Origin of the sequence: Vibrio sp. TRT 21S02 (assembly GCF_050113675.1) — a bacterium.
Classification (GTDB): domain Bacteria; phylum Pseudomonadota; class Gammaproteobacteria; order Enterobacterales; family Vibrionaceae; genus Vibrio.
On record NZ_JBNJOI010000006.1, the window covers coordinates 287,320 to 309,281 of the forward strand.

24 protein-coding genes and 1 pseudogene are annotated in these 21,962 nt (G+C 46.4%); 2 read left to right on the forward strand and 23 right to left on the reverse strand.

All coding sequences use genetic code 11. From position 1 onward, the window contains the following. The first annotated feature begins 206 nt into the window (after positions 1-206). Positions 207-1,370 (forward strand): amino acid permease, encoded by a 1,164-nt coding sequence (locus ACQEXU_RS10710; RefSeq protein ID WP_427010870.1) that lies wholly within the window; start codon positions 207-209, stop codon positions 1,368-1,370. 84 nt (positions 1,371-1,454) lie between these two features. On the opposite strand, the gene ACQEXU_RS10715 is transcribed toward ACQEXU_RS10710, so the two are convergent. Beyond that, positions 1,455-3,995 (reverse strand): glycosyl hydrolase family 18 protein, encoded by a 2,541-nt coding sequence (locus tag ACQEXU_RS10715; protein WP_427010793.1) that lies wholly within the window; start codon positions 3,993-3,995, stop codon positions 1,455-1,457. A gap of 515 nt (positions 3,996-4,510) precedes the next feature. On the opposite strand from ACQEXU_RS10715, the gene ACQEXU_RS10720 reads away from it, so the two are divergent. Then, positions 4,511-5,152 (forward strand): DUF2057 family protein, encoded by a 642-nt coding sequence (locus ACQEXU_RS10720; RefSeq protein ID WP_427010794.1) that lies wholly within the window; start codon positions 4,511-4,513, stop codon positions 5,150-5,152. A 33-nt stretch (positions 5,153-5,185) separates the two neighbouring features. On the opposite strand, the pseudogene ACQEXU_RS10725 reads toward ACQEXU_RS10720, so the two are convergent. The 22 genes and pseudogenes from ACQEXU_RS10725 to ACQEXU_RS10830 form a co-directional block, all read right to left on the reverse strand. Next, positions 5,186-5,758 (reverse strand): annotated as a pseudogene (locus ACQEXU_RS10725) (HD-GYP domain-containing protein); the annotation flags it as partial. A gap of 100 nt (positions 5,759-5,858) precedes the next feature. Further along, positions 5,859-6,581 carry a DUF4376 domain-containing protein gene (locus tag ACQEXU_RS10730; RefSeq protein WP_427010795.1) on the reverse strand — a complete coding sequence of 241 codons (723 nt, stop codon included), beginning with the start codon at positions 6,579-6,581 and terminating at the stop codon, positions 5,859-5,861. Then, positions 6,578-7,348 (reverse strand): hypothetical protein, encoded by a 771-nt coding sequence (locus ACQEXU_RS10735; protein ID WP_427010796.1) that lies wholly within the window; start codon positions 7,346-7,348, stop codon positions 6,578-6,580. Before ACQEXU_RS10735 ends, ACQEXU_RS10730 begins: the two co-directional genes overlap by 4 nt. Further along, positions 7,348-7,935 (reverse strand): YmfQ family protein, encoded by a 588-nt coding sequence (locus ACQEXU_RS10740; protein WP_427010797.1) that lies wholly within the window; start codon positions 7,933-7,935, stop codon positions 7,348-7,350. The genes ACQEXU_RS10735 and ACQEXU_RS10740 overlap by 1 nt, the downstream gene beginning before the upstream one ends. Next, complete coding sequence (locus tag ACQEXU_RS10745; protein WP_427010798.1) at positions 7,920-8,987, reverse strand: baseplate J/gp47 family protein; 1,068 nt, start codon at positions 8,985-8,987, stop codon at positions 7,920-7,922. Before ACQEXU_RS10745 ends, ACQEXU_RS10740 begins: the two co-directional genes overlap by 16 nt. Continuing rightward, the gene (locus ACQEXU_RS10750) at positions 8,977-9,429 is read right to left on the reverse strand and encodes a phage GP46 family protein (protein ID WP_427010799.1); all 453 of its coding nucleotides are present in this window, start codon (positions 9,427-9,429) and stop codon (positions 8,977-8,979) included. Before ACQEXU_RS10750 ends, ACQEXU_RS10745 begins: the two co-directional genes overlap by 11 nt. A gap of 2 nt (positions 9,430-9,431) precedes the next feature. Then, positions 9,432-10,028: a phage baseplate assembly protein V gene (locus tag ACQEXU_RS10755; RefSeq protein WP_427010800.1), complete on the reverse strand. Its 597-nt coding sequence runs from the start codon at positions 10,026-10,028 to the stop codon at positions 9,432-9,434. Continuing rightward, positions 10,028-11,104, reverse strand: a complete 1,077-nt coding sequence (locus ACQEXU_RS10760; RefSeq protein ID WP_427010801.1) for a phage baseplate assembly protein — start codon at positions 11,102-11,104, stop codon at positions 10,028-10,030. The genes ACQEXU_RS10755 and ACQEXU_RS10760 overlap by 1 nt, the downstream gene beginning before the upstream one ends. After that, a complete protein-coding gene (locus ACQEXU_RS10765; RefSeq protein ID WP_427010802.1) occupies positions 11,094-12,416 on the reverse strand; it encodes a DNA circularization protein in 1,323 nt (440 codons plus the stop codon). The genes ACQEXU_RS10760 and ACQEXU_RS10765 overlap by 11 nt, the downstream gene beginning before the upstream one ends. 11 nt (positions 12,417-12,427) lie before the next feature. Beyond that, complete coding sequence (locus ACQEXU_RS10770) at positions 12,428-14,110, reverse strand: tape measure protein (RefSeq protein WP_427010803.1); 1,683 nt, start codon at positions 14,108-14,110, stop codon at positions 12,428-12,430. A 128-nt stretch (positions 14,111-14,238) separates the two neighbouring features. Beyond that, positions 14,239-14,595, reverse strand: coding sequence for a phage tail assembly protein (locus ACQEXU_RS10775; protein WP_427010804.1), 357 nt, complete (start codon positions 14,593-14,595; stop codon positions 14,239-14,241). Next, positions 14,595-14,945: a phage tail tube protein gene (locus ACQEXU_RS10780; protein ID WP_427010805.1), complete on the reverse strand. Its 351-nt coding sequence runs from the start codon at positions 14,943-14,945 to the stop codon at positions 14,595-14,597. Before ACQEXU_RS10780 ends, ACQEXU_RS10775 begins: the two co-directional genes overlap by 1 nt. 11 nt (positions 14,946-14,956) lie before the next feature. Next, positions 14,957-16,441: a phage tail sheath subtilisin-like domain-containing protein gene (locus ACQEXU_RS10785; protein ID WP_427010806.1), complete on the reverse strand. Its 1,485-nt coding sequence runs from the start codon at positions 16,439-16,441 to the stop codon at positions 14,957-14,959. 2 nt (positions 16,442-16,443) lie between these two features. Next, positions 16,444-16,722 (reverse strand): DUF2635 domain-containing protein, encoded by a 279-nt coding sequence (locus tag ACQEXU_RS10790; protein ID WP_427010807.1) that lies wholly within the window; start codon positions 16,720-16,722, stop codon positions 16,444-16,446. An 11-nt stretch (positions 16,723-16,733) separates the two neighbouring features. After that, on the reverse strand, positions 16,734-17,327 hold the full coding sequence (locus ACQEXU_RS10795) for a hypothetical protein (protein ID WP_427010808.1): 594 nt from the start codon (positions 17,325-17,327) through the stop codon (positions 16,734-16,736). Continuing rightward, the gene (locus ACQEXU_RS10800) at positions 17,324-17,866 is read right to left on the reverse strand and encodes a phage virion morphogenesis protein (RefSeq protein WP_427010809.1); all 543 of its coding nucleotides are present in this window, start codon (positions 17,864-17,866) and stop codon (positions 17,324-17,326) included. Before ACQEXU_RS10800 ends, ACQEXU_RS10795 begins: the two co-directional genes overlap by 4 nt. After that, positions 17,866-18,300, reverse strand: a complete 435-nt coding sequence (locus ACQEXU_RS10805) for a gp436 family protein (RefSeq protein WP_427010810.1) — start codon at positions 18,298-18,300, stop codon at positions 17,866-17,868. The genes ACQEXU_RS10800 and ACQEXU_RS10805 overlap by 1 nt, the downstream gene beginning before the upstream one ends. Before the next feature lie 16 nt (positions 18,301-18,316). Further along, positions 18,317-18,901 (reverse strand): hypothetical protein, encoded by a 585-nt coding sequence (locus ACQEXU_RS10810; protein WP_427010811.1) that lies wholly within the window; start codon positions 18,899-18,901, stop codon positions 18,317-18,319. Positions 18,902-18,928: 27 nt separating this feature from the next. After that, the gene (locus tag ACQEXU_RS10815; RefSeq protein ID WP_427010812.1) at positions 18,929-19,492 is read right to left on the reverse strand and encodes a hypothetical protein; all 564 of its coding nucleotides are present in this window, start codon (positions 19,490-19,492) and stop codon (positions 18,929-18,931) included. Positions 19,493-19,494: 2 nt separating this feature from the next. Further along, entirely contained in the window at positions 19,495-19,743 is a 249-nt protein-coding gene (locus tag ACQEXU_RS10820; protein WP_427010813.1) for a hypothetical protein, read from the reverse strand. Positions 19,744-19,821: 78 nt separating this feature from the next. After that, the gene (locus tag ACQEXU_RS10825) at positions 19,822-20,721 is read right to left on the reverse strand and encodes a Mu-like prophage major head subunit gpT family protein (RefSeq protein WP_427010814.1); all 900 of its coding nucleotides are present in this window, start codon (positions 20,719-20,721) and stop codon (positions 19,822-19,824) included. Then, positions 20,721-21,674, reverse strand: coding sequence for a phage protease (locus ACQEXU_RS10830; RefSeq protein ID WP_427010815.1), 954 nt, complete (start codon positions 21,672-21,674; stop codon positions 20,721-20,723). Before ACQEXU_RS10830 ends, ACQEXU_RS10825 begins: the two co-directional genes overlap by 1 nt. Between the last annotated feature and the right edge of the window lie 288 nt (positions 21,675-21,962).

Consider the following 21,962-nt stretch of genomic DNA (forward strand, 5'->3'; position numbering starts at 1 on the left):
GCTGGTTTTATTATACCCGCCTATCCTTAGCCAAAAATCAGTCACCCTGCGAATGATAAAAATATCAACACTGAGACAGAAAGAGAAAGATCCTGATATCAGACCTCTTTTTTTACATATGCTTTGTTAACCTGCCTATCATTTGTCCAATTAGCGGAACAAATTCACACAATTAACTAAAAACAACGAGGATATTTCCTTTGAATATGAAACTCTTTGGCAGTTCACTTATTTTATCAGGAACTGCATTGGGAGCAGGGATGTTAGCAATCCCAATGGTATTAGCGCAGTTTGGGTTTATCATCAGCACAGTACTAATGTTACTGATCTTTGTTGGTACCACCTATTCAGCCCTATTACTCACGGAAGTATGCTCTAAGACGAAAGACAACAATGGGATGAGCAGCGTTGCGGAAGCAACGTTAGGCAAGCAAGGGAAGTATTTCATCAACACATGTTTCTACTTACTTCTAGTTTGTATGATGATCGCTTACTTGATCGGTATTGGGGACTTATTTCATAAACTCTTTTCTTCCGTCCAACTCAATCTTTCTGCACAACTCAGCTACATTTTGTTCAGTCTTTTAACTGGGGTTATTGTTGCCGCAGGCAAAACATACGTCGATAAACTCAATCGTGGATTATTCATCATTATGGTGATCATGTTGTTTGTCGTGATCTGCTTTCTGTTCTCCAATATTAAACTGGACTATTTGATTGAAACCCCGGCTTTTCATACTAATGAAGTGATTCGTTATAGTGCGGTCATTTTTACCAGTTTTGCATCTATGGTCGTTATCCCATCCTTGGTGTTATACAACCGAGAAGCATCAAAAAAGCAATTACGCAATATGGTACTGTTAGGCTCAGTGATCCCACTCATCTGCTACCTTACTTGGTTATGTGCAATTATCGGCAACCTAGGCACTGAAGCCATTAGCCAATTTAATTCCATTTCAGAGCTCATTGCTGAGTTTAGTAGTGAGCAATCAACGCTACGCACATTGATCGCTATTTTCTCCGCTCTTGCATTGATTACATCATTCCTTGGCGTTTCTATGGCGTTATTCGACCAAAACATAGATGCCATTACCAACAACAAAACGATCGCTTACGCACTCACCTTTGTTTTGCCGCTTGCGATTGCAAACACATTCTCTGATAAGTTTGTGAGCATGCTGGATTACGCTGGGATGATTTTGGTTTTTCTTGCTGTTTGGGGACCAATCGCCATGACTCTCAAAGTTCGCAAAAATGAAACCACTTTTGCCGTAACTGAGCATGACTATACTGCTGGAGGTGGCACTATGGCGCTCATCACTACATTTGGTTTTGGTGCTCTAGTTTTGATTTCTTGGTTCATGCATTAAAAAACACCATCAACTTAACTAAAACAGAAAATAAAAAAGCTCTGCAAATGCAGAGCTTTTTAGTATCAACATAAAGTGTACTGATTAGTTAGTTGCACAATCTGCAACACCCACCTCTTTCCAAACACCCCATTCACCAGACTTGCTTGGATCTTCACCTGTAGTCCACCACTTCGCTTCCCAGACTTTGCCAGCCCAAGTTACTTGGTCACCACCGTTGTACACAGCAGCTGCATCCCAAAGGTTAGTACAAGTGTTGCCTGTCGTAGTCTTAGCAACCACAACTGTAGCAGAAGCTGAAGACGTTAACTTGCCGTCACTAGCAGTCACTGTAAACGCTAAAGAAGTGTCTACTGAGTACTCCGGTGCAACAAATGTCACTGTTGCTCCATCGACTGTAGCAGTCAAGCCAGCAGGTACATCCCATGTAAATGTCAGTGCATCGTTATTTGGATCAGTCGATGCTGACGCATCAACCACAACAACATCACCAGCATTCGCTGAAGCAGGAGCTGTTACTACTGCAACTGGCGGTTCATTTACTGGTGTTACATTCTTAGGATTCACAGTTACAACAACTGTATCCGTAGCTGTAGCACCTTCATTATCTGTAACCGTCAACTTAAAGCTTAGCGTTTTAACTTGAGTTACTTCAGCAACATCGAAGCTCGCTTGAGCTGCATTCGCACCAGCAAGGACAACTGGAGAGCCTGATACTTGCTCCCATAGGTAGCTAGCAATGGTACCGTCAGTATCTTTAGAAGCACTACCATCTAGCGCGACTGAAGCAGGACCCGTTACTGTTTGGTCTGCACCAGCTGCCGCAACAGGCTTCTTGTTCACAGGTGTAACCGTACCACCAGCAAGGCTCTCGTGCATTGCATTCAAGATGTCGCCATTGTCCGCATCAATTTCCCAAGAGAACAAACCAGCTAAACCAAGAGAACGAACGTACTCACCTTTCGCTTGAACAGAGAATTTATCATCAAATGTGATCAACTCACCTGTTGTGCGGTTCCAAACCCAAGGTGCTTTCGCTTGGTCATCATAACCATACTCGAAGCCATTGATACCCGTGTGAGCATCACCTAGCATGTAAGTTTTGATGCCTTTGTAGTCAATAACGCCATCTTCCCAGACACCTTGAGTTGTACTACCTTTCAGTTTGCCTGTTGCAGTACCCGTCATTGGATCATTTGGATCAGTGAGCGTATCCGGTGTAACACCTTCCCATCCGCGACCATACATTGCTGTACCTAGAACCAGTTTGTTCGCAGGAACACCTTGTGCAAGTAGCAATTGAATACCGTTATCAGATGTGTAAGCAGGGCCTTTGTACGGTTCACCATTTTCGTCAACACCAGTACCGTCACATTGACCAGGGCGCATGAAGGTACCACAGTAAAGTGCCGTTTGGTGACCAGGTACGTTGTTCCAACCACCGTAGAAGTCGTATGTCATTGCGAAGATGTAATCCATGTATTGGATTGCATCGCCATAATTCACGTCTTCAATCTTATCGTGACCAACACCAATTGCAGAAGTTAGCTCGTACGTACGACCTGTTTCAGCTTGCAGTTCATCAAGCATCGCACGAAGTTCACGCATTAATGCGATGTATGCCGGGCCATCATTTACAGGGTCACCTAGGTTTGGAGCAGCACCGCCGCCACCAGGGAATTCCCAGTCAATATCCACACCGTCATAGAACTTCCATGTCTTCAGGAAGCGCTTCACAGACGCAACGAATACGTCACGATTTTTCTTATCTACGAAATCATAGAATGGGTCAGATAGCGTCCAGCCACCGATAGAAGGAATGATTTTTAGATCTGGGTTACGTTGTTTCAATGCCATTAGCATTGCGTAGTTACCCTTGATTGGAGAGCTGTATTCATGACCAGCCTGAGGGAAACTCTTCTGATAAGCAGCCCACGGGTCATGGATAACAACTTCATAATCTGGCACACCTTGACATGCAGTTTGTAGAGCATTAAAGCTGTTGCCACCTACAGATTTAACTGACTCGTTCGGACCACAAATTGGAATAAATCCATACAAAATATGGGTTAGGTTGTCGACAGGCATATTGTCAACAGTGTACTTACGACCGTAAATACCCCATTCAACAAAGTAAGTACCTACTACTGTGTTTGGATCAGTGTTGTAAGTCTTATTGTTTGGATCAACATTCATCACTAGTGGCTTCAGGTGTGAGCCATCAGTATCTGCAACTGTGATTTCTACAGGTGCACTCTTACTACAACCTGTCGCATCACACGCTTCAATTTCCATTTGGTACAAGCCACCTTGACCATATTTGAAGTTTGCAGCAGTTTGGCCACCTGTGATTGGGCCTGTCGCTACCTGAACTCCGTCAAAATAGATTTTGTAAGTGTCACCTGTCGTGCCACTCCACTGATTAAACTTAACTGTGATATCTGCTTGCTCATGGTACTTAACCATTTGGTTGTAGCCAGCAGTGGTTTCCATTGCCAATTCAATCTTCGAAAATTGAAGATTGTTTGACCCATACACATCAACGCTTGGAGCAGTTGGTGCAGCCATCGCAGCACCAGACAGTGCCATAGCGATACTTGCGGCGCACAAAGTAATACGATTCATACCTATTCTCTCATCCCTTGAATATTCACTTTTTTTATTTGTTGCTGTTCTTGCGGTACTGCGTTGAAGAACATCACTTTCAGTATTCGAAAGACTTTTTTTTAGATACGAAAATTTAAAGGGCTTTTCGAGTGATAACCCATAAAAATCCAGGGTGTTATCACCTTGTTACATTACAAACCTGACTTGGAGTCAAAAAAAAACACAACCCATGAATGCAGCTGGAAAAATCGCACAACCTGTTGTAGACAAAGGATAATTCTGAATGGAGGTCATATTTTGGGAGGTTAATCCATGTTGAGCAAATATGAATCAACATGCATTTTGTTATCTTTGGCGCATAATAACTATTATTTATCGAAAAATAACTTTTTACTGATATAGATCAGTAACCCCAAACTATCGATATTTTGGGATTGTTAATATGATTTTTTCATAACTCTCACAAAATAGTATTGAATTGCGTTTCATACCTAGGCAGTCTTTTACTTTCTGCCTACTACTGGAACCCGATCATGAAAAAAATGTTGCTTGCTGCTCTCGTCTTAAGCGTATCAGGGATTGCTCACGCTGATGTCACTTTAAAGGTGACTGATAATATTGAATTACTGGCCGCGAACGAACAGAAACCCGAATTGGAAGGTGGTTTCTTTGCGTCAGAGAAGAGCTTGACCTTGCCAAATGGAGAGAGTCAGATTCTGTTTCGCTACCGTACATTTTTTGACAAAGGAAATGATCGCGTCATTGTAGAAAGCGACCCAATCATCGCTACCTTTAATGCCAGTGATCAAGCCCTTACTTTCCAACTCCCGAAATACCGAAATGAACGACAAGCTCAAACCGAAATCAGAAACTTTGAATGGTCGATGCTTGACACATCAGGCCAAAGTTTAAACGTAAAGCAAGACAAGCTAGTTAAAAAAGGAATGCAAATCGGTCGCGATTATCGCACAGAGATCAGCCTCTACAATCAAAAAGGGGGACCAGCAGCTTGGAGTAAATCAGTTGTTACGGTTCATCCTGTCACCTTACCTGCAAAGATTCAAAAAGCCGAAACGGCCAAAGCAGATACAGCAGAAGAAATGCTGCATTTCTGGTATGAAAAAGCAGACGAAAAGACAAAAGCTCGTTTTAAAGCTTTTATCAACCAACAATAAGATAGAATAGAAAAGGGTTAACTGCCCTTTTCTTCATGCACTTTGCTGTATCGGTTCTTCTCCTGTCGAGATGCGATAACACGCTGCAGCATTGCTTGCAATACACTCATAGACCTCTCGATCTAACTTATTATCTTCAACTAACTCATACACCAAATTCAGAACTTCATTCAGATCTAAACCATGACGATAAGGTCGAGATTGAGTCAGCGCTTGGAAAACATCGGCAACGGCAATAATCCGACTCGGTTTATCCAACTGAGACGCATGTTTACCAGCAGGATAACCAGAACCATCTAACCTTTCGTGGTGATTAGACGCCCACTCAATGATTTGTTCAGACTTGAGCATCGCTTGCAGTGCATAACGAGTGTCGGTTGAATGCCGCTTAATACAGGCGTACTCCGCATCAGTTAACTCAGACGACTTATGTAAAATGCTTACTGGGGTATCTAACTTGCCAATATCATGTACAAGCCCAGCAAGGTATAGCATTCTTTGCATCGTCTCAGAGTATCCCATCTTGTACCCAAGGTACTCAGATAGCCTTGCCACATGAAAAGAATGATCAAACGTAAAGGAGCTCTTAGCATCAATGATTTTGGCAGACTGTAGCGCGCCGAGAGAAATGAACATAAGAACCCTAGTATAGTGAGCATTTAATTTAATGTTCAAAATACTAGGGTTTAGTGTGTTTAAAGAGGGTTTAAACTTGAGGCCAATCTACTTGGTAAGCTTCCAAGGTTGAGAAGTCAGTGATGGTTTCAATCTCACATTTCATTTCACGTTGCCTTGCGTGAATCTCGAACCCGCGTTGGACTATGGCGGTGTGAATAGCTTTCAAGCTGTCACGACCAATTGGTTGGTCAATGTCATTAGCATCAGTCCAAAATGGTGGGATAAAATCGCCTGCTAACGTTGATTCAATTCGAATACGGTCACTTGGACCTGCATCCCACTCGATGGAACTCACGACCACCTTTTGCTCTGCATTAGCCTCTTGGGTGTCGCGCCAATGATTTATTTCTTTCCGCTTGGCTTCTTTTAATAAATCGACTTGTTGAACCCAATTACCACTTTGCCAGATTGAATGAGGTGGTGGCACGTTGATTGTATGCTCATTATCAACTAGTGACACATCGTCAAACTCTTTTGGGTGTTTGGTTTGCTTATGATAAGCCGTTACTTCATGGTACTTTTTCTTTTTAAACCATGCGCCCAATGTATAGTCACGAGCTGGTTTGTCGTTTTGATCTAAAAAGGCCCAATACTCATTCTCTGCAAGGCTATCTTCCGGAAGCTCTACCGGAGTTTGGTATGGAGGAATAACAAAGCGATCTGGTTGTTTAATATCGCTAATTGCTTCACGTTGACCAAGTAACTCACCTGTTTTATGTGATGTTACATATAAGGTTAATGACTCACTCATGCTGATTCTCCGTGAATAATATAGAAGTTAAGAAATGATGAATTAACTTCAGTGTAGGTTCCTGTTCTCACAACACGAGAGGCATCGAAATTATGATTCATTATGTATCTTAATGAACCCGAACCAACAATCCCTGTTTGCTCTATGGTTCCATCAACAGCACCTTGATATTTCGTTGTAGATGAGAAATTAATACTTTCCCATGCACCCGTAATATTCTGAATCTGATCTTCAATAGTGGTACCAACAGAACCAAGCGTTCCAGCAGCTGCTAAGTGAGGGCGCAATCCATAATTTGGCAGTGTGAATGTAGTTGAGCCATCTCCATCACCGTATTTAGCGGCATTCGTTTCAGGGTCTGCATTAATAACAGCTTGAGACACTAAAATCCCTGTACCGCTAATTTTATTCCAGAGCTTAGGATAGTCGGCACGATTGTATTCTGAACCATCAGCTAGAAATGCGCGGTCTCGCGAAACTTGAATAGTGGAATCTGGAAGTATCATGCCAACCAGTTCGTCATAAACGGCGTTTTTACCTAATGCTGAAATAGCTTGCGAAAGGTTGGTTAGAACATTTGGATCGTATGTTATGCCAGCAGCCGCCAGCGCATTCAAAAACTCATCGATGCAGTCATTAAACCAATCTTGACCTGGAATGCTTGGTGCGCCTTCATCGTTACTTTCGCTAAAATATCCAGGCGTTCCAATTACTGGCTTGCGTGCTGGCCTTACAGTGACTTGCGAGCCATTACGGAGCTTATGCATTACACGCTCTCCTCATAGATAAACTCGTAGTATTTCCCGCCCATCTTGAACTTATTCAGTGTGCATTCAAGAATGGCGGCGGTTTCGCTTACGAGTGGGGTTAAACAATCGTCTAGGCAGGTAGCGTAAGCCTGTGTAATGCCTTTGACGTAAATACGTAAAATGTGGCGATACTTTTCTTCATAAAGTGGATAGGTACAGCCTCGCAAACAGTGATGAGGGAACAGTTCTTGAACCTCTATATCAAAGCCCAAATCAGCAGCAAGTTTTTCAATATTCCACGTTTGCAAGCCACCTTTGCGATAATACTTTTCTGTTACAGCATCACGACGTGAGTCTACGGTTTGTTTGACGTCTGCACACTCTGGCAACCCTAAGTACTCTTCCCAGTCTGGTAATAGCTGATTAGTGGTTTCAGGGCGCATTTCAAGTAGTAAACCTTCGGCGCTTACTTCGGCAGCTTCAAGCCTTGGCGCGTAACCTGCTGCGTATTTGTATAGGTCTAAATTGGTATCACGTTGCCACAACACACCACGTGGGAGCTGCGCAACGATCGAGTTTGTCCACTGCTCTACGGAATGGCCCATGTGACGTCTCCCAATGCGTGAAGCTGTTCATCTGTTGCAGTTACGTCTGCGACTAAATCAAGTTGATAGTCTTCAACGCCATCAACTTCACCAATGGCGGTGCGCACTTTACTCACATATAACGTTGAACCATTAGACAACGAACGCCAGTATGCCTCCAGGTTTTGCATTACTGCGGTCCGGTTATCGGGATTGTCTGGAGTTAAAATAATCGCAAGGTCTGTCACCTTGAGCGTTAAGGGAATATAGATCGCTTCAATGCCACCTGGTCTACCTACATCTATTCCTGTTGCTGGGTCTGGGTGACGAAAGATATATTGCGCCATATTGTCGCGATCGGTCACTGTGGGAAGAATGTTTTCACGGTTATCGAACACGAACGCATAACCCACTGTCGAACCGCCCTGATAAGCATCGATAGCCCAAGCGCGGGTAACACCAGCGACTTCTCGACACCAAGCCACATAGTCATAAACTGCGCCGCCCATAGGCGGGTTACGTTTACGAAATAACAGGCGCTCTAAGAGAGAGGAAATGCTCTCGATGTCAGCACCACCAGAAATGTCACCGCTGATGCCTTCAGGTTGTACACCTGGCACGGATGAGGCCAAGGTCAACACCTGACCAGAGAGCAAGTCACCGTCTGGCCCCGTCTCTTCACACAGCACAGTGACCACAACTGAACCTGCATCTGGCTCTTGTGCTTCTATCACACGATAAGTCAGGCCGTTCTGGTGGGTCATCAGTGTATCTAGAGGGATTGGTGAAGTACCAACAAACGTAACAGGGCCAGTAGATGGTGCTGCTTGCTTGCGGGGCACACCTTCAGCGCGCGCGACATCGACAATGGTCTGGTCTTCAGATTCAGACGTCGGAATGATTTGGCGAACGATCCAAGTCTGATAGTCGTACAGGTCACGAACGCTACCACTCACGGAAACGTTCAGTGCTTGCTCGACACCATACTTTTCTAAAACCTTATCTAATGACGATTCAATATCGATTAAACCGCTTTCAACCAGCTCTCTTAGCGTTGGAACCTCATACGGCACGTTGAGCCTCCCATCGTTTTAGTACGGTAAATGAAATCACAGTGTCGTCCGGTTTGGTGATGGTGGTGGTCAGTGCAAGGGTTTGAAAGCGAGGAATTGAACCAACCACATCAACGCTTTTTGCCATTTGGCCGTTGCCATTGTTTTGGGTCATCCAGCTTAGCGCATCAAGGGCGTATTTCACCGCGCGATTCATGACATCTGTAGTGAGTTTTTCACGATACAAAAGCCACAACTTAGAGCCCCATGGCGCATCATAAAAACTGTCACCAGGCCAACCTCTCAGGTCAGTCGTTCCGTCTGGAATAGTATCTGAGGTTTCTGCTCTTGCGTCGGTAAAGAGTGAGATCAAAACGAGGACAGCGACGGAGTCTTCCGGCACAGTGCCCTCTAGAATAATGCTGGCGTTTTTCGCCAAGTCTAACAAGATGCTCACGCTCATGATTAGCTCACGGGTGGGGTTGTTAACCTGTTCTCCGCATCTCTGTGTTTGTGGCCTAAATAACTAAAGCCGCCAGAGGTTAAATCGGTATCAGAGGCAATAACGCCACTCGCATAAATCCCCAAGTCGGTTGAAATACCACCTGTCACATGCAGTGGTCCATCAATTAATGTTTGTGGGGAAATAATAGTGAAGCTGTTGCTGGCTTCCAGAATTGCATCGGTAACTGAGATAAGGAGTTTACCATCTTTGGTAAGACGCATTGAGTGGCCTTCAGCATGATAGATGAAAACATCCAACGGGTCACCTTTTGGACGCAATTCCTTTTTCTCTACCGCTAGGGCGATACGCTGGCCCAAGTTGCCACGCAGCGCAGCCACAATGGCCTCTGAATCACTAGGAGGCACGGAGCTAAAACCATATTGTTGAAAGCGCTCGATGTTATCGCCGCTTTCGTCGTCGTCCATACGCAACTGAAGCCCTTGACGTTGTAAATTTTCTGCTACTTCAACCACAATTGCGCGCACCAGCATTGATGAAAGCCGACGCGTAATGGGGCGAAGAAGGCGGTCAACGTAACGCTTCATCACTTCACTCATTACCAGCCCCCTTGAATCGTTGTGCGCTTCTCTGCTTGCGCTGGAATGTCCAGTGCTTCAGGGCGAACCACACTCAACACGGCCAAGCGGCCTGAGTCACCCTCATCGAGCATAAAGCCACTAATCAGCATTTCCTCATCAAGGCCCATAATCTCATCTTTAACCGGAACAATTTTGTTAATGTCCCAAATCTTCCCCGTGTTTGGATTGCGCCAACCTGTCACCGTATATTCCGCACTGTTTGATTGAGCAATGCTGCGCTGACGTTCCCACTGACCGCGCTTCGCTGCGCCTTCAGCCGTGGTGATCTCATCATTGACGATAATCATTGGACGGTATCGAGTGATCTCCTCATCGGAAACCGTCGCTTTAAATCCACCGATATTTGATGAGCCATTGGAATCCCATGATCCAAATGCTGCCCCTGACGCTTTCACCGTGAACTGACTAAAGCGATCACGCCAACTGAAACGGCCACGGGCGGCTTTAATATTTACACCTAAAATAAGCGACACGCCCGCTTTCTCTTTGCTAGCACGAGTCACCACCAGATCACCGAAACCATTCGTAGTGAGCAACACGCCACGCTGGCGAGCCAAGCGAGTAAGAAGCTCGTGAGGGGTTTCACCTTGCTCGATTTGAATGCGCTCAAACGCTGCGCCCACATCAGTATTGACGATCACTTTAATACCAAAAGGCTTGCATACTGTATTCGCGATTTGTGTAAAGGTTTGGTTGACGAACTGACCGGACGGATACTCGATAGAACAATCAACCAAGTCTGCGGTTTTATCACGGCCAGAGACGGCAATAATGACTTGGCTCTCGTCGTAACTTGGCACCCAATCGTCTACAAAACCTGTGACCACACGGTCATCACCAATCTTCACAACGCAAGGTTCACCTTGTTTGATGGGTTTCATGAAGGCTTGATAACGCTCCTCGTCGCCCTGGTACTTATAGGTCAGCTCCAAATCAAATGAACCTGCCATCGCTTGCAATGATCGAGTGACGGAAACTTTAGTCCAGCCACTGTAAATATTGCCGCCTGCGCTTAGGGTGATTTTATCGGCCATTGATCACCTCGATATCCATATTCGGCATCACAAAGGCAGGATTTGCCAAACCATTACGACGAACGATGCTATTACGTTTCTCCGTATCGCCTGTTTCTTGCCATGCAATCAGAGCAACAGGAACCGTAGTGGTTGGTGTAACAACACTCAGTTGCGGTAGCTGCTCGGCGCGGGCTTTGGTGTCTTGCAATACAGACTGGCGAAGTTGGCGAAGGTTACGCCACAGCGCAGAGTCACCGCGTTCTACTGCATCGGCAGACAACTCAGCAAGATTCGACGCCAATTTATTGCCGATAGTTCTAAGCTGCTGGCCTGTCACTACGGCCTGACGCTCTGAACCAGTCAAACTCTCGATGGTTTGAGTCTGGTCAATCAGAGAGGCTTGATAGGTTGCATCAGACAAAGCAGACGCTTTAGAGACAGCCGCAGAGCTCGCAATCAAATTCTTATAGGCATCAGCATTCGCCAAAATCTTTTGCTGTTCAGCGGGGTTTGAGGTTTGGGATACCGATGAGGCTGAATCAAAATCACTGACGATATTACGGCTCAAACCACCTGTAACGGCCAATTCAGCGCGCATGCCGTTCCATCGGTTAGCGACACTGTCATAAACTTCAAGTGCGCGAATGGGGTCTTTGACCACGCTTTTCACATCTTCCAGAATGCCCATGGTTTCACGCGCTAACTCTCCTGGGTAGGCTAATAATTTGCCAACGGAATCTTTGGTGCGTTGCAAGCGGTCTGTCCATTCACGCAGTTCTGTCGGCAGTGATGGCAACCCGCGAGTAAATTCGTCTAGGTCATCGAGGTATTGATCAACCATATCGCCAACGCCTTTGGTGGCCGTCTCATCATAGGCACTCTCGAATGCTTCATTGGCGGCGGTTTGGCTTGCCTGTGCATCCTGCGCCATCTTGCTTGAGGTATCTATCTCTGAAGTAGGAAACAGGTTTTCGCCCGTCTCAAACACTTCAAAGCTAAAGGTTGCAACACCTTCTTGGCGGTTCACTAATCGGTAGCTGCCACGGCCAATCTGAACTTTACGCACACCAAACCAAGGGTGAATCATTTCACATGGCCCTGGTGTATTTATCGCCTCGATAACATCGAGCAAACGCGATTGGTAATCAACGCCCACCACCTTGCCACTGATTTGCTCACCAAGCAGAACGCGACCATTGTCTTCGGTATAGCCTTGATCACGCTTCGGGTAGGCGTGAGGGATCGCACGGCGACCAATGTCACCAGACACATCTTCCAATTCAAATTCAACGCCTCGAATCGAGGCCATTAAACGTTCTTCAAACGACATTTATCACCTCTTTAATTCGCGCCAGTGTCTGGGTCAATACTGAAACCAGGCGGCACATATTTTGGCGTGACTTTGACGCGGTCATCTGACACATCAACCTGTAAATGAATGTTGCCTAGTGGACTTTGTCCGGCGAGCGCGAAAGGAGAATCAGGACGCTTAAATGCCTCATTAAAGCGATCCATTGCGGCTTTTGTTTTTGGGGTTTCAGGCTCTGGCTTTTGCTGTTGACCGAAGTCTATCGGCTTAAAAGTCGGATTGGATGGATCATATTCATTTGCATTAGCGAGCAACATTAGCGCAGCGGCTGGTCCAAATGTTTTTGCATAGCTTGAACCAATATCAAAGGCACTATTTGCGGCAATTAAAGCTTTTGTAGACCACTTACCACTTTTAGGAACCTTAGAGCCTGGTTTATTAGCACCATTAATATCAACTCCACCCATGCCACCACCAGGCATGTTTACTACCCACACTGGTGTTGCACCAAGAGTAGAAGCCGCTTGCCCGATTGCGCCACCTTTTCCTTTACCTTTGGTGACCTTATCCAAAATGAAACCACCTGTAGCAGCACCTGCTTTAAGCAGTGGAGAGCTAACCCGAATCATTTTGTTAATGGCATAGATAGAGGCCATGATTTTTGCGAGGTTTCCATACCCACCAACCATATCAACCATTGAACCCGCCATAGAGGCAATTTCTTTTACAACAGGCATAATTTCTTGACCTGCGGTTTTAATTTCTCTTGCAGCTTCAGCCGCTGCTTTGAAACCATTTACTAAGTCTTCGCCGATGGTCTCTACAAATTCGTCATATTCGCCAGTTTTCTTCATCTCATCGAGCATAGATAAGAACTCACCAAGCTGGTCTTTGAGGACATCAAACGCACCACTTTCCATGACGTCTTTTTGAAAAAGCTTCCAATGATCACCCATATTAGAAACCATGCCATTCCAAGTGTTCATCTGCTCTTTTGCAGCACCCGTAGACATCTGTCCCATAACCTTGATTAAGTCTGCAATGGCTTCTCTTCCTAATTGTCCTTTGCTTGCCATTTCTTGTAATTGGGCGGCGGTATAACCAATACCGTTGTTTTTGCCTAAATCTTTACTGGCTTGAACCAAGTAATCCCAAACTGGCACACCACGTTCCAGCAACTGCAATGCTTCCTCTCCTTGCAGCTTGCCTTTCGTCCATGCCTGACCAAGCGCAAGCGCGATGCCGTCAACCGTTTCCGCCGTACCTCCCATCATGGCAGCTTGGTCAGCGATAGCTTGCATGGTGCCATCCATAGGATCGAGACCAAACGCTTTCAGCTTCACAAAAGCTTGCGTAACTTCATTCACCGCATAAGGAGTATTTTGGGTAAAATCCTCAATCCACTGTAGGGCTTTTGCTCCTCCTTCTTCCGAGCCTTGAAGTTTGTTGAGCATGACTTGATAGCGTTCAAACTCTGCGGCGGTTTTGATGAAAGTACGCTCAAAAGCAAAGGCCACCGCACCGGCACCAATAACAGTTCGATTACCCCAAGTATCAATCCCTTGACTTGCAGCCTTGGCGGATTGTTCCATCATTGCAAAAGCTCTCTGACTACGAGAGCCTAGCGTTGACATTTGATTTGAGTATTGACGAGCTTTTGCGGCGAGGTTGCCTTGAAGATTCAGAACAATGTCTGTTTCGAGTTTATTAGCCATGATGTGTTCCTTCGGTTAATAACAGCAGCATCTCGAATATATGGCGGATAGGAAGGTGCTTTAATTCGCTGACTGGATACCTTGCCCCCATATTTAGGAGCAAGGTCTTGAGTGGCTTAGTCAGCGAGTCAATCTCGCCCCCGCGCTTCCAATGCCTCCGTTACTTCTTCTGGCACCATCGCCTTATCAAGTTCTTTAGCCTTCTTCTGAAGAAGCTCAAAATCATTTTGAGAAAGAGTAAGCAGCTCTTTGACAGATGTCCCTTGGATGTCGCCAATAAACTCAACCTGTCGGCAAAGCAGTTCCATTCCCATTTGAACATTGCTTGTGTATGCATAAGGACGACCTTCAATCAAGCCCAGTCTTTCTGAGGCAATTTGCGCATCAAAGACATCTTGTGGCGTCAACTCTCGAAGTCCAACGTTGCGAAGCGTCTTTTCTCCGAACTTCAAACCATCTTCAAGTTCAAATGTGAGAACAGCCATTAGATGCGCTCCATTTTATTGCCACGGAATGTGCCTTGAATGTCACCAGAGTCGCTTAGCGTGAAAGGAGACTGTGGCGCACAACCCGTAATCAGATAGTCAATACCGTTATCACCTTCCCAAACGATAGTGGCATCGGTGATATTGTTGATTTCCAACACATCGACATCTTCTGCCGCCGCAATCGGCCCACTGAGTGACGGGTTTTGGTACTCACGCGACACTCCCCAAGAACGACCAGGCCCATTGTGCTCAGTGGTGTTGTAACCTGCTGGCGTTAGCGTCCAACCTTTTTTTGACTTAATTTGCTTACCATTCACGCGAATGGTTACTTGCCCCAAAATAGCCATCTAACTTCTCCTTAAAGCTTGAATTGGTTCAGCGCTGCGAATACACGCAACTGGTTAACAAGGTCTGGACGGAAGATACAGTTCAGACGGTTTTGATCACTGGTGTCACGGTAGACTTCTAAAGACTCTTTAAAGCCTTCTAAATCTTCGATTAAACCTTTCGGTACCCAATCGGTCGTCGCCAAGTTGATAATGGCTTGACGCATCAGCTTAGGCGTCACCACTGGTTGACCTGGGTCAAGGTCATCGAGCACATCATCGTTCGCCAGCTTATGACGCGGGAACTGGTTGGTCACCATAGTGCGCAAGCTATAGCGCAGGTAGCCAAGCGTTGAAGGTGTGGTGATGTCCATGTAGCTTGGGTCCGGATCACCAAAGCTGTTCACGCGATACATCGAGACTTCACGCTCAATCGCCACTTCTTCACCTGGTGTAACAAAGAAGGTTGCAACGCCGTCACCAAGTAGCAGGTTACGCTCTGGGAACTGAGGCCAACGGTCTGCCTTTGACGGTGGTTTAATGCCACGCAGAACCAGAGTTTGCAGTGGGCGCGCTGGGTCAATTGCTAGGTAGTAAGAGCCGATAGCCGCATACGCTGCCGCCCATTCATAAGGCGACTCTGGTGACAAGTTGGTACCAATACTGGTAAACAAGAAGTCATTACGCGCCGTACCAAAGGCACCCGTTTCAGCGAACGTACCACGGAAGGCGCTGTAACCAATCGCTTCCATCATTTGCAGTGGGCCCCAACGCTCGATCAACTCGTCACGTAGGGTGTTCATGCTTTGGGTGTCGTTAAACGGCATCACCATGTGGTTGTACCATTCATCAGGAATGGCAGAGATAATCTCTGTCATGTCTGGCGTGCCTGCACCTTGGGTGGTTTGGGTAAGCACAAGGCTAATACCTTCTGGCAGCACTTCACCGTCATAGTAGTTCCAGCGGATATCGATGTCGTTACCCGTTAGGCCAGCCCATTTACAAGTGATGTCTACCTGCTCTGAACCAGCCGCACCAGACTTGGCCGCTGTCACGGGTAGGTTTTCATCAGCAGTAATGGCTGCGACAATCGCATCACAAATCACATCACGCGCATCATCAGCCTTCACAGTAACCTGAACGCTGTCACCACCAATCAGCAAGTAGATCACACCAGCCTTGACGGTTGTGACCGTTGGCACGAGTGACCAATCGGCTGCCGTCCCACCCGTAATCGTTGCTCCCAATGCATAAACATCGGTGTAACTGTTGTTGAAGCGGAACTTCTTCAGCATACGAGCAAGCATAGAACCTTTGCCATAGAGGCTGTCCATATAGCTTTCGCTTGTGGTGATGCGGGTAAGCTCTAGTGGTGTTGCCGAGCCGCCAGCTAATTGCTGACCAATCACCAGCACTCGGTGAACCTGCGCAGGTGTACCTTCTAGTGCCTGAGAGTTATCGAAATCGATAAACACCAATGGCGTTTTGATGTCGTTAGGAATGTTTCCCAATGGCATGGTTATTCTCCTTTAACGTCTGAGTTATCGTGCTGCTCAGTCACTGGTTCAGCAGCAGGCGTTTTTTTTGCCTTGGCTTTGGCCGCTTTCGCTTCGCGGGCTTTTTTCATTGAGGCTTTTCTTTGCGCTTCAACGTCGATCACATCACCTTGTTTAATGCGACGAATCCAAAAGCCGGTGCGTTTTACCTTTTCGCCTTTTTCGTTTAGGTGCTTGCCATCTTCTTTGCGCACCTTAACGCCTGGCTTGGCGGGTTTAACCAGAATTAATTGAGCGGTCATTCTGCTGCCCTCTATTGTGGAAGTTGAACTTCACCCTCAATCTTCGGTGAGTTTTCATCCAGCTCACCTGTGAGGCCAAAGGTTTCGAAATCGTTTAATGTGGTCAGATCAATTGGTTCATCGAGATACCAATCTTGTCGCCATGTCACCACCCAAATAGCAACGCCTTTTTTATCAATGCTGCCGCTGTACATATTGTCGGCTCTGAATGCTTGTGCCTTTCCGTAAGCTGTGGGTGGAGCAGTTCTGCCGAACATAGCCTTAACTAACTTGCCAGCGATCACTTCAGCGCGAGTGTCTTTTGAGTACCCCCACTGGTCAGCGGTAAAGATGTAAGCAGCAAATTCGACTGTGCCGATGACACGGCCACCGATGTTGTCGTAATTAGAGACTCGAAGTGCGGCTACTCGAACGCCGCCATCTCGGTTGCTCATCCAGCGCTTGAGATCTTCTTCTTTGTCGAAACGGCCAATGTGGCGTTCAACCACTTGCACCTTGTCAATATCATCGAGACCGCCTTCAAGCTTGGGCTTCAAAAAGTTCACGGTTTCTTCGCAGGCATAAACGGTTGAGCCTAATACCGAGAAATCAGGTCTGGTACTCATTGCAATAACTCCTGCCAAAAGTCGCCAATCACGGCATAAACTTCGTTTTGGTTATCTTGGCTAAGGCCAAGGAACTCACGCTGTGGAATGTTCATCATTCGGGTAAAGCCGCTTACGTTCTGATAAACCGGAAACCGCAACGCCTTACCAAAGGCTTGGGTAACAAGGCGCGTATGCGGCGACACACTGACCGCACCGTTAAAGCCTTCTTGATGCACTCGCGCGTAGGCCAATGGCGAACCAACTCGAACTTGGTTTCTATCGACCACAAACTGGATGGAATCGAGCAAACCACCTTCACCCTGAAGCAGTGATTGATTGCCGTGACGAGTCTTTGCGTAGCTAGGTGACCAGTCAGACCAGGGGGTACCATCAGGTGAACTTTTTTCATCAGAAATACGTCTTCTTGTTTGGCTCTCAACCACTGCGCCTAATGCATGCAGCAAGTCTTTTTTATGGCGAGGATCAGACAGCGTTTTTATCAGCCGCTGATAGCGTTCAAATTCTTGATCGCCTTTAACCTCAACCCAGATACCCATTACAAAATGCTCTTCAAGCTATTGCGGGTGAATAAGCGCTCGTTATCTTGAACTAGCTCGACTTTGCCGACACTGCTTTCCACTGGTGCTTCGATGGTAGGCAAGCCAAGTTCACGCTTACCACTGGCAATTTCTTTTAGGGTCGTCAGTGCTTTTTCATAGCGCTTTTCTAATAGGTCGGTGACTTGGTTATCGCGGTCACCTAACCAGTAAAAGGCAATCGTAATGGCGACCTTATTCAAGATGCCTGGTACGGTTTCAAGCGGCAGCACAAACCGACGACCTAAGAAAGAGTCAATCTCTTCGTCGGCTTGGTCTAACGCCTGATTAATCCATGTGTCGTTAAGCTGGTTTGTGGTGCGGTCAATTGCAAAGTTCCACAGCATTTGCTCATCACGGTCTATCAGGTCTTGCTTGGTTGCGTAGGTCGCCATTGGGTTTACCTTTTACTTAATCGTCTTTGATGTCGATTACGTCAGACAGCTCGACGTCTTCAACCACGAGGTTCGGTTCGTCATAGACGCGCTTTGCTTTTTCTTTAGACATGAACAGAACAAGCTCTGGTTCGATACCTTCCTGAGCCAAGATTTGAGGCTGGTCTTTCGGCTCTTCGTCAACCACGAGCACCACGGTTTCTTTGGTACGCAGAAACTGAACACCACTGCGCCAAAAGCCTTGATCTGATTTAGAGCGAACTTTAAAGGCACCAAGAATACCGAGAGCATCTCCATCACTATCATCAGAAGTGATAGAGCCATCACTTGAAGTTTCACCTTCACCATTTTCATTACTATTTCCTTCTTTATGAGCTTCAGCATCTGCTTTTGCTTTGGCTTCTTTAGCCTTAGCATCCGCTTCTGCCTTAGCTTGTTTTTCTGCCTCAGCTTTAGCTTTGGCCTTTTCAGCTTTCAACGCGTCCTGTTCGGTTTGCGTTGGTTGGGTTTCAGCACTTTTTTCCACTGGCTCTTTATCTGCTCCAGCGGTGGACTTTGGGGCGCGAGGTTTGCGCTTTTCTTGGTTAGCTGTTTCACTCACAGTGAACTCCTTTTAAACAAAATTTGATTAAGGCTTAATGCCCCAGAAACTCATGATTGCACCCGCTGATGCAGGCAACCCATTAGCCGCCGCAAATGAGACGATTGAGACAGTTCTACTGACATCATTTGTAGAATGACGCCAACGGAACTTCTGACCTGCAAGCACCGACACTGCGACGGAATAATCGACAGAGCGCTTCTCATTCGTGGATTGACTGTCCAACGTAATGGGACGCAAGCTACCTTCATAAGGCACCCATAGACCGCTTCCAGAATCAAAGACTTCGATGAACATTCCCCAGTCAGTATTTCCAGCACCAGAGAGCTCACGAAGGATTGATACATTCAAACTCGCCATACCATTGAAGTCCTTCAATGCAGTGACTTCACCAGTAAGCAAGTCCAGATCTAGATCTGAAGAAGCCAAAGGGATCTGATTGAACTGAATGGTCTCAGGCGTATCGTTTACCGCCAGTGTTTGCTTGAGGTCATTAGCATCTTGGGTCACATAGCTTGCACGCATCAGCAAAACAGACGCTGGTACTGGCGCGGCACTTTGTGTGATAAGTGGAGGACCTACAAAAAACATGCTTAACCCTCGGTAACAATCAGGTGAGTTTTAGCGGTAACGCTTCGTGCATAGATTGGTTTAGCCACAGCGCGTGACCAACCAATACCTTTTTCACGCTTTAGGTTGTGTCCCCACTTTTCCTGAGCTGATGGCTTTGCATCCTCAACACGATACTTGGCGACGCTTCCGCCTTCGTTCTCCATAAATCCCGCAGCTGCGTTTGAGATTAGCGTCCAGTCGTCTGGATTAATTTCTATTCTGGTGCTCATCTTTGTCTCCGGTTAAACGTGGCGGTGAATGAACACCGCCAGCTCGTCATCGCCTTATGGCTGATAAGCGGTTACGTCTTATGCACTAATCAGTGGTGAAACAACAATCTCTACATCGTTGTAATAAATGTTCGAGTCGCCGCCTTCGATCAACATGCGAGAAATCAGTTTCTTAGCAGCAGCGTCGTTACCTGGGCCAACCACTAATTTGGTTGCACGAACACCGATTGGCGTGCCGTCTACCTTCTTCATGGTTTGAAGTAGCTTTTTCGCTTCTTCATAGTTCGCTTCTGTTAGCGCTGCCTTAGAGCCAATCGCCAACTGAGGGAATGAGAAGCCAACGTTACAACGGCCATCGACACCAGCTGCGTACTTGTTGTTAAACCAGGTGTACTCTTCATTCGGGTTCATGTTCTTGAACACAAACGGGCGACGTTCTTGGTACACGATAGGCTTAAGAACTTTCGTATCATCAATCAGGAACCACGGTTCGCCAGTGTCTGTTGCTGGGTTACCAACCACGTTGGAGAACGTTGTTGCTGGTGTAGTTTCAAGAGGGTGATCAGTATCAAAGTAGTTCTGACCGTCATAGCAAAGCGTAGTGAAGCCAGCAGCAAGTAGTGGATAGACCAAGGTGTCAGGGAAGTACGCGACTTGATCACCATAGTTCTGCGCAATAACGCTGTAGTGACCGATTTGGTCATCGTCCACTTCATCACGAGAAATCGAGATCGAGCTTTCCCATGTTTTGTTAGGAATGGCGTAACCATGTTTGCCTAGGTCAGCCAGCTGACGGTCACCTGTCCACTCAACAATGCCAGGTAAATCTTTCAACCAACCATAGAAGTTCTGAGCACCAGAACTTGGAACTCGCGTTGCTACCATTGACCATTGAGGGTTAGCTGCGTTTAGGCCGCGTGTGTACGCTGCCGACATCGTTGCCTGTAGCGCTTCAATTACTTGAGCTTCAGTCGCCATTATTTAGCTCCTACGTTCATTTGTTCTTTCGCTGTGAGGAATTCTTCTTCCGTCACACCCATCTTGCGGCACAGTGCCACTTCGTGCTCTTCGAGCTTTTGGTTGCCGCTTGGATCTTTCGGCGTTTTAACCTGAGCATCAGAGGCAATAGCAGGAGCCGTACCTAAGAAAGACTTGAATTGATCAACACCACCTTCAGTGCGACAAAGAGATACATACATATCTTTGTTAGCTGGTGCGACTTTGCCATCATCGATAGCGCCTTGAACAAGAGCATCAATCTCTTGCGATCGAATTCCAGCCAACTCATCTTCGGCGGACTGGGCGCGATTTAGAGCCATCTGGTGAGTTTCTTTAGGAACGTAATTTTTCATTACGCTGTTTAGTGCCGTTTCCTTTTCAGACTGCAAAGAACAAATAGCGGTAACCACATCTTGCTCGGTTGCGTTTTCATCAAGGTTAAGCGCTTCACGAATAGCTTTTGAAAGCGTCATATCGTTAGCCTCTTTACGATTAAGTGATGGAACATTCAGGTTTGGGTCGTTCGTTAGGCCGCTGCTCGCTAATGCGGTAACAGTGCCGTCTTTTAGGTGGTCAAAAGCGGGTGAATAAAAGGCATACTTCTTGCCATTTACGTACTCATCACCGTCTTCATTCCATTCTATGTAACCCCAAATTTCACCGTCGCGGTTTTCTAGCTTCAATATCCAACCGACAGCTGGAGCTGGCTCACCTTTTGGGGCTTTAAGTTGAGTGGAGTGTTCTACATCGAAAGGTCGTTTTTTCTGAAAGCTTGCAACAACAGCATCGGGATGGCTGTTGTTCCACATGCGCCCATCGACACCAGCAAACAATCCAGCAGGTATCATTGGCAGCCACATGCCAGATTCTGATTCATCTTGCATTGCCTTTGACATACTGAAACATAGTGCGGTGGTAACTGGACCTGTCATTCATAACTCCGATGATTAACGTTACATAACAACCTCCTTGTTGGTGAGCTGTTATGGAAAACTAAGTTGTGGAGTTCAGAATGCGCGAGTTCGCCGCTGCAACGAGAATTGCATCGGTAACTGAGATAGAGAGTTTGGAAAATAAGATTGGAAGCTGACAAAAGAGGATCTGCCAGCGGGGTAATCTTCACCTAAAAAAAAGAGGTTGGCAAGCGAAACGCCATAACCAACCACCCAAAACAGGCAAGACCATGTTTAAACCCTGTTTAAATCGCTCCAGATTTGTTT

What these genes read in the sequence shown, in the direction of transcription:
- ACQEXU_RS10740 (WP_427010797.1), bottom strand. Translation starts at nt 7,935, where the DNA reads ATGGGCCATTCCGTAGAGCAGTGGACAAACTCGATCGTTGCGCAGCTC.
- ACQEXU_RS10815 (WP_427010812.1), bottom strand. Translation starts at nt 19,492, where the DNA reads ATGTTTTTTGTAGGTCCTCCACTTATCACACAAAGTGCCGCGCCAGTA.
- ACQEXU_RS10735 (WP_427010796.1), bottom strand. Translation starts at nt 7,348, where the DNA reads ATGCATAAGCTCCGTAATGGCTCGCAAGTCACTGTAAGGCCAGCACGC.
- ACQEXU_RS10780 (WP_427010805.1), bottom strand. Translation starts at nt 14,945, where the DNA reads ATGGCTATTTTGGGGCAAGTAACCATTCGCGTGAATGGTAAGCAAATT.
- ACQEXU_RS10795 (WP_427010808.1), bottom strand. Translation starts at nt 17,327, where the DNA reads ATGAGTACCAGACCTGATTTCTCGGTATTAGGCTCAACCGTTTATGCC.
- ACQEXU_RS10825 (WP_427010814.1), bottom strand. Translation starts at nt 20,721, where the DNA reads ATGGCGACTGAAGCTCAAGTAATTGAAGCGCTACAGGCAACGATGTCG.
- ACQEXU_RS10820 (WP_427010813.1), bottom strand. Translation starts at nt 19,743, where the DNA reads ATGAGCACCAGAATAGAAATTAATCCAGACGACTGGACGCTAATCTCA.
- ACQEXU_RS10750 (WP_427010799.1), bottom strand. Translation starts at nt 9,429, where the DNA reads ATGAGCGTGAGCATCTTGTTAGACTTGGCGAAAAACGCCAGCATTATT.
- ACQEXU_RS10755 (WP_427010800.1), bottom strand. Translation starts at nt 10,028, where the DNA reads ATGAGTGAAGTGATGAAGCGTTACGTTGACCGCCTTCTTCGCCCCATT.
- ACQEXU_RS10715 (WP_427010793.1), bottom strand. Translation starts at nt 3,995, where the DNA reads ATGAATCGTATTACTTTGTGCGCCGCAAGTATCGCTATGGCACTGTCT.
- ACQEXU_RS10785 (WP_427010806.1), bottom strand. Translation starts at nt 16,441, where the DNA reads ATGCCATTGGGAAACATTCCTAACGACATCAAAACGCCATTGGTGTTT.
- ACQEXU_RS10765 (WP_427010802.1), bottom strand. Translation starts at nt 12,416, where the DNA reads ATGTCGTTTGAAGAACGTTTAATGGCCTCGATTCGAGGCGTTGAATTT.
- ACQEXU_RS10730 (WP_427010795.1), bottom strand. Translation starts at nt 6,581, where the DNA reads ATGAGTGAGTCATTAACCTTATATGTAACATCACATAAAACAGGTGAG.
- ACQEXU_RS10830 (WP_427010815.1), bottom strand. Translation starts at nt 21,674, where the DNA reads ATGACAGGTCCAGTTACCACCGCACTATGTTTCAGTATGTCAAAGGCA.
- ACQEXU_RS10800 (WP_427010809.1), bottom strand. Translation starts at nt 17,866, where the DNA reads ATGGGTATCTGGGTTGAGGTTAAAGGCGATCAAGAATTTGAACGCTAT.
- ACQEXU_RS10770 (WP_427010803.1), bottom strand. Translation starts at nt 14,110, where the DNA reads ATGGCTAATAAACTCGAAACAGACATTGTTCTGAATCTTCAAGGCAAC.
- ACQEXU_RS10805 (WP_427010810.1), bottom strand. Translation starts at nt 18,300, where the DNA reads ATGGCGACCTACGCAACCAAGCAAGACCTGATAGACCGTGATGAGCAA.
- ACQEXU_RS10720 (WP_427010794.1), top strand. Translation starts at nt 4,511, where the DNA reads ATGAAAAAAATGTTGCTTGCTGCTCTCGTCTTAAGCGTATCAGGGATT.
- ACQEXU_RS10760 (WP_427010801.1), bottom strand. Translation starts at nt 11,104, where the DNA reads ATGGCCGATAAAATCACCCTAAGCGCAGGCGGCAATATTTACAGTGGC.
- ACQEXU_RS10790 (WP_427010807.1), bottom strand. Translation starts at nt 16,722, where the DNA reads ATGACCGCTCAATTAATTCTGGTTAAACCCGCCAAGCCAGGCGTTAAG.
- ACQEXU_RS10775 (WP_427010804.1), bottom strand. Translation starts at nt 14,595, where the DNA reads ATGGCTGTTCTCACATTTGAACTTGAAGATGGTTTGAAGTTCGGAGAA.
- ACQEXU_RS10710 (WP_427010870.1), top strand. Translation starts at nt 207, where the DNA reads ATGAAACTCTTTGGCAGTTCACTTATTTTATCAGGAACTGCATTGGGA.